The organism is Microcella putealis (genome assembly GCF_004216575.1).
Lineage (GTDB): Bacteria > Actinomycetota > Actinomycetes > Actinomycetales > Microbacteriaceae > Microcella > Microcella putealis.
Genome location: NZ_SGWW01000001.1, coordinates 937,007 through 947,829 on the forward strand (window position 1 = coordinate 937,007; position 10,823 = coordinate 947,829).

The window sequence follows — 10,823 nt, forward strand, 5'->3', positions numbered from 1 at the left end:
TCAGGAAGAGGGGTTCAGGGGCCGGGCGTCGGTGACGGCCCGCCGGGCCGCCTCCGCGCTCGGGGCGGCGACAGCAATCGCCGCGAGACGCTGAGCGTCGTCGAGGGTGTGCTGTGCGAGTTCGGCGCGCACGTCGGCGATCGACGTCGATGACATCGACAGCGTCGTCGCGCCGAGCCCGACGAGCACGACGGCGAGCAGCGGGTCGGCGGCGGCTTCGCCGCAGATGCCGACGGGCACGCCGTTCGCCGCGCCCGCGCGCCCGACCGACTCGATGAGGCGCAGCACGGCGGGGTGCCACGGGTCTTGCAGGTGCGCAACCGTGCCGAGCAGCCGGTCGGCCGCGAAGACGTACTGCGTGAGGTCGTTGGTGCCGATCGAGACGAAATCGGCCTCGGGCACCACGTGGTCGGCGAGGATCGCCGCGCTCGGCACCTCGACCATGACGCCGGCCGTGCTGATGCTCGACTCGTGGGCAATGGCACGGAAGTACGCGGCCTCCTCGGCCGTCGACACCATCGGCGCCATCACCTGCACCTCGGCGTCGCTCGCCGCCGCAGCCGTCGCGAGCGCCGTCAGCTGATCGCGCAGCACCTGCTCGTGCGCCTGCAGGGCCCGCAGGCCCCGGCGACCGAGCGCCGGGTTCTCTTCCCCCTGGTCGGTGAGGAACGCCAGCGGCTTGTCGGCGCCCGCGTCGAGCACGCGCACGACGACCTTCTGACCGGGAAACTCGGCGAACACCGCGCGGTAGGTGTCGGCCTGCTCGTCGACGCTCGGCGCCTTCTCGGCGCCGAGAAACAGCACCTCGGTGCGAAACAGTCCGACTCCTTCCGCCCCGCGGGCCGCCGCCTCGCGTGCCGAGTCGACCGAGCCGACGTTGGCGAGTAGCGGTACCGCGTGGCCGTCGGCAAGGCGGCCGGGGCCGCTGCTCGCCGAGCGGATCGCGGCGAGGGTTGCCGTGCGCTGCTGCGCGAGGGCGATGCGCTCGGCGTCGGGGTTGACTTCGACCGTGCCGTTTTCGGCGTCGACGAGAACGGTCGCGCCGTCGGCGAGCTCTGCCGCCGCACTCGCCCCCACCACCGCGGTGATGCCCTTCTCGCGGGCGAGGATCGCTGTGTGCGAGGTCGGCCCGCCGTCGGTCGTCACGAGTGCGAGCACGCTGTCGAGATCGAGCGTCGCGGTGTCGGCCGGCGCGAGGTCGCGCGCGACGAGGATGAACGGGGTCGATGACTGCGGCACGCCCGGCTCGGGAAGGCCCTGTAGTTGTGCGATCGCGCGCCGCGCGACGTCATCTAGATCCCCGGCCCGCTCCCCCAGGTATCCGCCCATGGCGGCGAGCACGTCGCGGAATGAGCGCATCGCGGCGTGGATGGCGTACTCGGCAGTGGCTCCGTCGGCGATGCGGGTGCGTACGTCGTCGGCGAGCGACGGGTCCTCGGCCATCATGGCCAGCGCATCCAACACCTCGGCGGCGGTGCCGCCCGCCACCTGGCCGCGCGCACGCAGGCGGGCGGCGGTCGCGGACAGCGCCTCCTCCGCCCGCGCGCGCTCGTCGTCGGGGGTCAGCGTGCTGGGACGGTCAACGGGGTCGGCGACGGGGTCGGGCATCCGCACGACGGGGCCGACGGCGGTGCCGCGGCCGATACCGACGCCGCGGATGAGCTCGAGGGTGGCGCCCATCAGGCGTCGTGGTCGGTCGAGAGGAAGGCCGCGAGCTCGTCGAGCGTGGCGTCGGCGTTGTCGCCGTCAACGGCGAGGGTGACGTGGTCGCCGTGCTCGATTCCGAGCGATACGACCCCGAGGATGCTCGCCGCATTGATCGAGCGCTCACCCTTTGTGAGGGTGACCGTCTGGCCCGAATCGGTGACGGTCTTCACGAACAGCGCGGCGGGTCGGGCGTGCAGCCCGTTCGCGGAGGCGACGGCGAGAGTGCGTTCGGCCATGGTCAGTGTCCTTCCATCGGGGTGCGGTCGGCCGTGTGCTCGGCAATCACGCGAACGGCCTCCGTGATGACGGTGGCGCGGTCGTCCGTGCTGAGCACGACGAGGGGCGCCGCGGTAGCCGCGGCCAGCTCGCCGGCGGTGCCGCGCAGGTGGTGCGCGATCAGCAGGAGTTCGACATCGGCGACCACGGTGCGATCGGCGGCCATCGGCTCGAGCTCGACGGTGTCGAGGCCCGACTCGGCGAGAGCGGAGCGCACGGCGTGCGCGAGGAACGTGCTCGACACCCCTGCCGCGCACACGAGGCCCACACGGAACGTCACGGTCGCCTCCTCGCGAAACAGCAGGTGGTGCGGATGCGCGCAACCGGCCGGTTGCGGATGCTTCCTATCGTGCGCGGCACGCGCATCCGGCCGCCAACAGACCTCTTTCCGCGGGAGCGGAAGATCGGGCCGCGGGCGCGGTCGCCTACAGTGAACGCACGATGGCCGACAAGTACGAGCGGATGCTCGAGCTCTTGGCGCAGACCGACGACTGGATGACCGCGTCGGAGCTCGCCGATCAGCTCGGCGTGACGACGCGCTCCGTGCGCAACTACGTCGCGGCGGCGAAGACGGCCGCCCACCCGCTGCCGATTCTGGCGGCGTCGACGGCGGGATATCGCCTGAACCGCGACGCCTACGCCTCCTTTGTCGACCGGGGGCGTGCCCGCGGCGAGGCGGCGCAAACCCCGAACGAGCGGGTGCATCACCTGGTGCGGCGCCTGACCGAGTCTGACGCGGGCATCGACATTCACGCCCTCGCCGACACCCTGTTCGTGAGCGAGTCAACCCTCGAGGGCGACCTGCGAAAGGTGAAGGCGATCGCCGACGAGGCGGGGGCGCGGCTCGAGCGCGCGGGCAGTAGCGTGCGCCTCAGCGGTACGGAGGGCTCACGCCGGCGCCTGCTCAGTCGGCTCTTGCAGGCCGAGAGCAGCCGCGGGGTCATCGATCTCGAGTCGGTCGAGGCGGAGTTCGACCTGGCGGGCCTCGGCGAGTTCAAAGCTGAACTCATGCAGGCGCTCGAAGCCGACGGCTTCTTCGTCAACGAGTACGGCATCGACGCGGTGCTGCTGCACATCGCGATCGCCGTTGACCGGGCGCGCCGCGACCAGCACCTGTCGGAGGCGCGGGTGCACACCGACCCCCAACATGCGCCGCTCGTTGCGGTGTTGCGCGGCCTCATCGCCGGGCACTACGCCGTCGACCTCGCGAGCGCCGACCTCGAATACCTCGCGCGTCTACTCGTCACCCGCGTCGTCGCCCCCGGCAACCGGGCGGCCGAGACTCCCGCCATCGACGCTGCCGACCAGGCGACCGTCGAGCGCATCGTCGACAGCGTGCTCGAGGAGTACTCGGTCGACTTTCGCGACGACGCGTTCATGGCGCGGCTCGCAATTCACCTCGGCAACCTGGTGACCCGATCGCGCGAGAACGCGCGCAGCCGCAACCCGCTCACGCGCTCGATCAAGAGCTCGTACCCGCTGATCTTCGACATCGCCGTCTTCATCGCCTCGATCGTGCAGCGCGAGCGAAGCATCACCGTCGACGACGATGAGATCTCGTACATCGCGCTGCACCTCGGTTCGCACCTGGAACGGGTGTCGCGTCGCGAACAGCGGGTGAGCTGCGCGATCGTCTGCCCGAGCTACTACGACCTGCACCAGATCTTGCGTAAGAAGGTCGAAGCCGAGCTCGGCGACCAGGTCAGCGTCGAGTACGTCGTGACGCGGTCAGACGTCGACCCCCGAGACCTGTCGAGCGAGATCGTCATCACGACGGTGCCGTCGATGGTGGCGCGCGACGGCGTCGTGGTCGTCCAGCCCTTCCTCACCGACGACGACATCGACGCGGTGCGAGCGGCCGCCTCGCGCGCGCGGCGTGCCCGCCGTCGTGCGGGCATCGCCGACGAACTGCTCGAGTTCTTCGACGCCGAGCTGTTTTTCGCCGAGCCGCCCGGCGACACCCCCGAGTCGATCATCCGAGGGCTCGGTCGCGCGCTCGTCGACGCCGGCGCCGCCGACGAGCAGTACGTCGAGGGGGCTCTCGAGCGAGAGCGCATGTCGTCAACCGCGTTCACAGAATCTCTCGCCGTGCCGCACGCGATGGGCTTGAGCGCCGCGCGAACGGCGATCGCCGTCGCCCTCTGCCCGTCGCCCGTCGCCTGGGGGGATGCGCGGGTGTCTGTCGTCGCGTTCATCGCGTTCAGCGCCGAGGGGCGCGCCCGCTTCCAGCCCCTGTTCGACCGCTTCGTGGGGGTGTTCGCCGCGCGGCGCGATGTCGCCTCGCTGGTGCGAGACAGCCCCGACTTCGACGCCTTTATCGCCCAGTTGGCGCACCTCATCGAGGAGGGCTGACCGCGGTCAACGAGCGCCGCAGTAGCCCGCGTCAGCTGTAGGTCTTCACGACGCGCCAGCGCCGCGGATCGCCGGTGTCGCGAATGTCGAACACCCGCGTCTCGCCGTGCTCGCCGGTGGCCTGAAAGCGCCAGCCGACGCACTCGGCGGGCGCGAGGTCGAGGTCGGTGCCGTCGGGGTCGACGCGCCACCACCACGATGCCGGCGCCGTGATGACGGTGGGGCGGTCGGTGACCCGCCACCGGCGGCCCGCCCAGATGAGCCGCAGCGGCCGGCCGGCGTCGTCAGACCAGACGACCGCATCGAGGTCGGGCACCGAGGCGGCCGAAACGCGCTCGGCAGGCACGCGCTCGCCGGGCGCTTGCTCAGCGGCGCGTTCTCGGGTGCGCTCAGTGTGAGCGTGAACAGCGCGGATGGCGTGGGCCATTCGCCTCACCTCCGGCACGGGTGGGGGTCAGCGCGCACCGCGACACGCGGCCCGCATTCGAACGTGTGTTCGAATGCTCGATAGTATGCCGCGCTCCCCCGACACGCCAAGAGGCGATTCTGGCTACTGGCCCGGCTAGCCGAAACCGCCGAGCATGCTGGCCGACAGCGACTCGGCCTCGGACAGCAGCGCGTCGAGCGCCGCGGCGAGGTCCGCATCCGTGGCGTTGCGTCCGGCGACGGCAGCAGTCAGCAGTGCGCGTCGCACCAGCTCTTTGGCGAACGAGCCGGTGACACCTTCGGCACGCGCCGCAACCTCGGCGATTGCCTCGGCGCTGAACGGAGCGCCGCGTCCCGCGAGGGCGAACAACTGCTGCCGCTCAGCCGCGGATGGCCGAGGAAGTTCCACGGCGAGATCTACGCGGCCGGGGCGCTGCGCGAGCGCCTCCTCCAACACCTCCACGCGGTTGGTCGTAAGCACGAATGCAATGTCAGCATCCCCATCGAGGCCTTCGAGCGCATCGAGCACGGCGAACAACAGCGGCTGCGACCCACCCGTGTGCATGTCGCGGTCGTGGGCAATGAGGTCGACATCTTCCAGAACCACGAGACTCGGCTGCAGTGCCCGTGCGAGCGCCGCCGCCTCGGTCACGAAGGCGATGGACGGCCCGGTCAGGAGAATACAGGTCACCCCCTCGGCTGCGCCGACGAGGTGCGAGACGGTGAGCGTCTTGCCCGTTCCGGGAGGCCCGTAGAGAAGGATTCCGCGCTTCAGGTGGGCTCCCTGGGCGGTGAGAGTTGTCGCATGCTCGCGCACACCGAGCACGTGCTGGCGCACGCGGTCGAGCACACCCTCCGGGAGCACGATAGACGCAGGGTCGACGGCGGGTCGTTCGCGGAACTGCGCCGTGGCCTGTCCGTAGTTCTCCGCCGACGGCTGCATCGTCAGCACGTGCCCGCGAAGCGTGCTGCGCGCATCCATTTCATGCCGGATGCGCGCGATCACGGCCGTCGCGATCTCGGGTTCACGCGCGATGACTTCCAGGCGCGCGGTGGGAATGCCGCGCTGCGGGTCGGCCCCCCGCTGCAACGCGGCGACGGACTGACCGTCAACGGTGATCAACCGGAGCCCGAAGGCGACGGCCGTGCGGGTCGAACCCGGCCCGTCTGCCACCACCGTGTAGTCGACTTGGCCGGGCGCAAACCGCTGGTGCGCGTGCGTCAGAAGATCGGGGAAGCGCTCGAAGTACTTGCTTTGTCCGCCACCGACGCCGAGCAGTTGGGCCTCCGGATCCAGATGCTCAATGGCGGCCTCGAGGTCGGCGAGCCGATGCGTCGGAATGTCTTCCTCCACCGCGGACAGGGTTGACACGTCGGCGGCGAGATACTCGCCGACGCGCTCACCGAGTGGGGTGACGGATGCGCCGCCCTCGTAGGCCAGTTGCGCGTTGCGCTCGATGAATCGCTGAAAGAGCCGGGCGAACTGGAGGTCATCGTCGTCGGTCATGAGCCGACTCTAGTGATGCTCACACTTTGGGGCCCGAAGCGCCTCGCCGGTCAGCTGCCCGCGGCCTTCCGCGTCAGCAGGTCTTCGGCCGCCACCCACGCGAGCATCGCGCACTTGACGCGGGCGACGAACTTCGACACCCCGCTCAGGGCGGCGGCGTCACCAAAGCGCTCCTCGTCGAGCGGAATCTGGCCGCGCGAGCGCAGCGCCTCGCGGAACTCGTCAATGAAGGCCTGCAGGTCGTCGGGGGTCCAGGCGTTGCCCGCCTCGGCGTCCTCGGCCGCGAGCGTCGCGAGCGTCGCGAACAGTGACGCACTCGCCTGCGAAATCGAGCATCCCGAGCCCTCCCAGGCGACTTCCTCGACGCGCGTGCCGTCCGCGCTCCAGCGCAGCGCCAGCGTGACCTCGTCGCCGCAGACCGGGTTGCGCTGGTGGCTCGTCACGTCGCCCTCCGTTAGGCCGTAGCCATGCGGCGACTTCGAGTGGTCCATGATGATCTGCTGGTACAGCTGCTCGAGCCCGCTCATGCGTTCTCTCCCGTCAGTCCGAAGAAGTGGCGAACGCCCGCGATGGCGGCGACGGCCTGGTCGATCTCGTCGGCCGTGGTATGCACGCCAGCACTGACGCGCAGGCTCGCCGTCACTCCGAGGCGGCGGTGCAGGGGCTGCGCGCAGTGGTGGCCGACACGCGCGGCGATGCCGACGTTGTCGAGCACCTGACCCGCATCGTGCGCGTGCACGCCGTCGACGACGACGCTCGCGAGCGCTACCCGCGGCGCGTCGATGCCCGCCCCCAGCACGCGGATACCCGGCAACTCAGCGAGCCCCGCGAGCAGGCGCGCACCGAGCTGGTGCTCGGTCGCCGCGATGCGGTCGAAACCCAACTCGTCGACGAAGCGGATCGCCTCGGCCAGCCCGATCGCCTGCGCGATGCGCGGCGTGCCCGGCTCGAAGCGCTGGGGTGCCGGCAGGTACTCGGCGCCCTCCATCGTGACGGTCGTGATCATCGACCCGCCCGTGAGGAAGGGCGGCAGCGCGTTGAGCAGCTCGGCGCGGCCGTAAAGCACGCCGATGCCGGTCGGGCCGTAGAGCTTGTGCCCGCTGAACACCGCGACGTCGACGTCGAGCTCGCGCGGGCGCAGCGGGAGGTGCGGCGCCGACTGGCACGCGTCGAGCACGACGAGCGCTCCGGCCGCGCGCGCGAGCGGAACGAGCGTCTCGAGCGGGGAATGCGCCCCGGTCACGTTCGACACGTGGCTGACGGCGAGGATGCGCGTGCGCGCCCCGATCACGCCCGTTGCAGCGTCGACGTCGATCGCCCCGCTGTCGTCCACTGGGATGAATCGGAGGGTCGCGCCTGTGCGGGCGGCGAGCTCTTGCCACGGGATGAGGTTCGCGTGGTGCTCGAGCTCGGTGACGACGATCTCATCGCCCTCGCGCAGCGCGTAGGGAGCGGCCGCCGCTCCCCCGCGACCGAGGCTCGCGTTCCCGATCGCGTACGCGATCAGGTTCAGGCCCTCCGTAGCGTTCGACGTGAAGATGACCTCGTCATCGTTGACGGCCAAAAAGCGCGCGACGGTGCCACGAGCATCCTCGTAGAGCTCTGTCGCCTCGCCGGCGAGCGTGTGCGCGCCGCGGTGCACGGCGGCGTTCGCCTCGCGATAGAAGGTGGCCTCGGCTTCGATGACGCGGCTCGGCTTCTGCGCGGTCGCCGCCGAGTCGAGGTAGAGGAGGGGATGCCCGTGCAGGTCGCGGCGCAGAATCGGAAACTGCGCGCGAATGTGCTCCAGCTCAGCGGAGGAGAACGGGGCGGCCTCGGTCACCCCTCCAGCGTAGGGGGCAGGGCTGAGGGTCATATTGGGGTAACGCCTGAGCGGCCTCGGATGTTCCGCCGATCGCTCGCGCGTGGCACAGTGACAGGGTGAGCACTGTCGAGCTGCCGACCCGACTGCCGCGCTGGCTGCTCGTGCGTCGGGGGAAGTCGTTGCCCGTCGAGCGCATGCGACTGCGACTCGCCGCGTACGTGTACGGCGGGATCCTGGTCCTCGGGGCGATCGCCGTGGCAAACGGTGAGACGATCGCCGACGGTCATGCGGCCCTTGTCGTCGCGGCGACGACGGCGACGACGGCGACGACGTATCTCGCGCACGTGCTCGCGCACCGGGTCGGCGAGCAGATCGGGCGGCCGCGCGGCACGGAACGCGATCACTGGCGGCAGGAGGCGCGCGACTCGACTCCGATTCTGTTTGCCGGCGTGACACCGACGATCGTGCTGCTGCTACCCACCGTGACGTCGCTCCCCACCGAGGCCGCGTAGCTCATCGCGGGCGGCTGGATCGCCCTGCAGTTCTCGTTCCTCGGCGTCGATGTCGCCCGCCTCAGCGGCCGCCGGCCGACGCTCCGCACACTGTGGAGCGGCATCGCGCTGGCGTTAGCAGCGGGAGTTGTCGTCGTGCTGAAGGTGACGCTGGCGCACTGACTACGGGGCCGCTTGACCCCGACGTAACGTCATAGTTTCAGATGGGGGCATGCGACTCATCCCCACTGCGTATCTGGCGTCATACTTCCTGTCGACGCTCGGCAACTCGATCGCCGCCATCGCGCTGCCGCTTATCGTCTTGCTGACCACGGGAAGCGCGCTGGGCGCCGGAACGGTCGCGGCGGCCACGGCGCTGCCGGCCGTTGTCGCGGGCCTGCTCATGGGCGTCGTGATCGACCGCATCAACCGGCGAACCTCCTCTGTCGTTACCGACCTCGTCTCGGCGGCGGCGATGGCGGCACTTCCCATCGTCGACGCGATCACGGGACTCACCATCGGGTGGTTCGTGCTGTTCGGCATCCTCGGCTCGATCGGCGACGTGCCGGGCATCACCGCACGCGAGGCACTCCTCCCGGCGATCGTGCGGCACGGGGCGATGAGCGCCGAGCGACTCATCGGTCTGCGCGAGATGCTGGGCTCGGTCGCCTTCCTCATCGGGCCAGCGCTCGCCGGGCTACTGGTGACCCTCCTCGACGGGTCGACGGTGCTGTGGGTGACGGCCGGCACGTCATTTCTCGCCGCGATGGTGACGCTGGCGATGCCTCACCGAATCGGGCGCATCAGCGCCGACGTGCCCGTTGCGACCGCGGGCGCACCCGGCACGCCCACGCCTACACCCACCCCCACGCGGTCGCCCTGGCGCGATCTGAGCGAGGGATGGCGAACGCTTGCCCGCGATCGCTTTCTCGTCACTGTCACCGTCTTCAGCGTCATTGTGGCGATGGTGCTCGCCGCCTACCAGGGCCTGATTCTGCCGGTGTACGTCACCATTCAGGATCAGGCGGGAATGCTCGGCCTCATCCTGTCGGCCCTCGCCGGCGGCATCCTGCTCGGCGCTGGCCTGTTCGCCGCCGTCGGCACGCCGGGCCACCGACGAGCGTGGTTCATGGGCGGACTGCTGCTCGCGACCGCGGGCTTCTTCGCCATGGCCTCGCTGCCATCGGTGCTGATCGTCATCGGTGCCGCCGCACTGGTCGGCGCGGGTGGCGGAATCCTCAACACGATCATCGGGGTCGTGCTCATCGAGCGCATTCCCGAAAGCATGCGCGGCCGCATCTTGAGTACGCAGAATGCCGCACTCACGGTGGCGGCACCGGCAGGCATCATGGCCGCGGCGTTGCTCGTCGAGTACGCCACGCTCGAGATCGCGTCGTGGTCGATCGCCTCCCTCTGGCTCATTGCCCTCGCTGTCTCGCTGGTCTCGCGATCACTCCGTAGTCTGAACTCGTCGACGCCCCCTGCCGATGAGGATCCGACCGATGCGCAGCAGTGACCTCGCCCACCTCGCCGGCGTCACGGTGCGCACCCTGCGGCATTACCACCAGCTCGGCCTCCTCGACGAGCCTCCGCGGACGACCAACGGATACCGCGAATATTCGGTGCACCACCTGGTGCGCGTGCTGCGTATCGTCCGACTCGCGTCGCTCGGTTTCCGCCTGGGCGAACTGGCGCCGATGCTCGACCGCGACGGCAAGGACACGGCAGAGGTGCTCGAGCGGCTCGACGATGAGACGGCCCGGGAGATCGAGCGCCTAACCGAGCGTCGAGCGCTGATCGCACAGCTCATGGCGTGGAACGCCGCGCCCGACTTGCCCGATGCCTTCGCGCCGCACATCGCGCTCTTCGCCGCACGACTCGGCGACTCTACGCTGGCCCGCGTTGACCGCGAGCAGGCGATCCTGATCGGCCACCTGGCGAGCCCCGAGGTGCTCGACGAGTTGGCGGGGTTGTACGCGCGCTTCTCGGAACCCGCGCTGCTCGAGACGTCACTCACGCTCACCCGCCGCCTCGCCGACCTCGACGCGGATGCTCCGGATAGCCTCGTCGAGGCGATCGTCGCCGACATGGTGGCGACGTACGGAGACGTCATCAGAGCTCTTCGAGACGACGAGGTGTCGTTCGACCCGCGAGCAGTTGCCCTGTTGGCGGAGTACTCGAATGACTCCCTGAACGACGCGCAGCGTCGGGTGGTGGAACGGGTGGAAGCCGCGCTCGACACGGCATCCCCCGCCTGACA

The 10,823-nt window shown here is 70.2% G+C and carries 11 protein-coding genes; 4 read left to right on the top strand and 7 right to left on the bottom strand.

The features are described from left to right. From ptsP to EV141_RS04550, 3 genes are read right to left on the bottom strand one after another with little or no spacing between them, the layout of a single operon-like run. The gene (gene ptsP, locus EV141_RS04540) at positions 1 to 1,680 is read right to left on the bottom strand and encodes a phosphoenolpyruvate--protein phosphotransferase (protein WP_130484744.1); all 1,680 of its coding nucleotides are present in this window, start codon (positions 1,678 to 1,680) and stop codon (positions 1 to 3) included. Then, positions 1,680 to 1,943 (bottom strand): HPr family phosphocarrier protein, encoded by a 264-nt coding sequence (locus EV141_RS04545; RefSeq protein WP_130484745.1) that lies wholly within the window; start codon positions 1,941 to 1,943, stop codon positions 1,680 to 1,682. Before EV141_RS04545 ends, ptsP begins: the two co-directional genes overlap by 1 nt. A 2-nt stretch (positions 1,944 to 1,945) precedes the next feature. Further along, entirely contained in the window at positions 1,946 to 2,263 is a 318-nt protein-coding gene (locus EV141_RS04550) for a PTS sugar transporter subunit IIB (RefSeq protein WP_157985504.1), read from the bottom strand. A gap of 161 nt (positions 2,264 to 2,424) precedes the next feature. On the opposite strand from EV141_RS04550, the gene EV141_RS04555 reads away from it, so the two are divergent. Continuing rightward, entirely contained in the window at positions 2,425 to 4,335 is a 1,911-nt protein-coding gene (locus EV141_RS04555; RefSeq protein ID WP_130484746.1) for a BglG family transcription antiterminator, read from the top strand. Positions 4,336 to 4,366: 31 nt separating this feature from the next. Here the strand turns inward: EV141_RS04555 and EV141_RS04560 are convergent, their stop codons facing one another. The 4 genes from EV141_RS04560 to EV141_RS04575 form a co-directional block, all read right to left on the bottom strand. Further along, positions 4,367 to 4,762 carry a hypothetical protein gene (locus EV141_RS04560; RefSeq protein WP_241969005.1) on the bottom strand — a complete coding sequence of 132 codons (396 nt, stop codon included), beginning with the start codon at positions 4,760 to 4,762 and terminating at the stop codon, positions 4,367 to 4,369. A gap of 135 nt (positions 4,763 to 4,897) precedes the next feature. Beyond that, the gene (locus EV141_RS04565; protein WP_130484747.1) at positions 4,898 to 6,268 is read right to left on the bottom strand and encodes an AAA family ATPase; all 1,371 of its coding nucleotides are present in this window, start codon (positions 6,266 to 6,268) and stop codon (positions 4,898 to 4,900) included. 50 nt (positions 6,269 to 6,318) lie between these two features. Continuing rightward, complete coding sequence (sufU, locus tag EV141_RS04570; protein WP_130484748.1) at positions 6,319 to 6,795, bottom strand: Fe-S cluster assembly sulfur transfer protein SufU; 477 nt, start codon at positions 6,793 to 6,795, stop codon at positions 6,319 to 6,321. Further along, positions 6,792 to 8,123: a SufS family cysteine desulfurase gene (locus EV141_RS04575; RefSeq protein ID WP_130484749.1), complete on the bottom strand. Its 1,332-nt coding sequence runs from the start codon at positions 8,121 to 8,123 to the stop codon at positions 6,792 to 6,794. Before EV141_RS04575 ends, sufU begins: the two co-directional genes overlap by 4 nt. A 65-nt stretch (positions 8,124 to 8,188) precedes the next feature. Here EV141_RS04575 and EV141_RS04580 point away from each other — a divergent pair, with 65 nt between their 5' ends. The 3 genes from EV141_RS04580 (at position 8,189) to EV141_RS04590 (ending at position 10,821) form a co-directional block, all read left to right on the top strand. Next, the gene (locus EV141_RS04580) at positions 8,189 to 8,584 is read left to right on the top strand and encodes a hypothetical protein (RefSeq protein ID WP_130484750.1); all 396 of its coding nucleotides are present in this window, start codon (positions 8,189 to 8,191) and stop codon (positions 8,582 to 8,584) included. A gap of 211 nt (positions 8,585 to 8,795) precedes the next feature. Further along, a complete protein-coding gene (locus EV141_RS04585) occupies positions 8,796 to 10,079 on the top strand; it encodes an MFS transporter (protein WP_130281190.1) in 1,284 nt (427 codons plus the stop codon). Further along, on the top strand, positions 10,066 to 10,821 hold the full coding sequence (locus EV141_RS04590; protein ID WP_157985505.1) for a helix-turn-helix domain-containing protein: 756 nt from the start codon (positions 10,066 to 10,068) through the stop codon (positions 10,819 to 10,821). Before EV141_RS04585 ends, EV141_RS04590 begins: the two co-directional genes overlap by 14 nt. Positions 10,822 to 10,823: the final 2 nt, after the last annotated feature.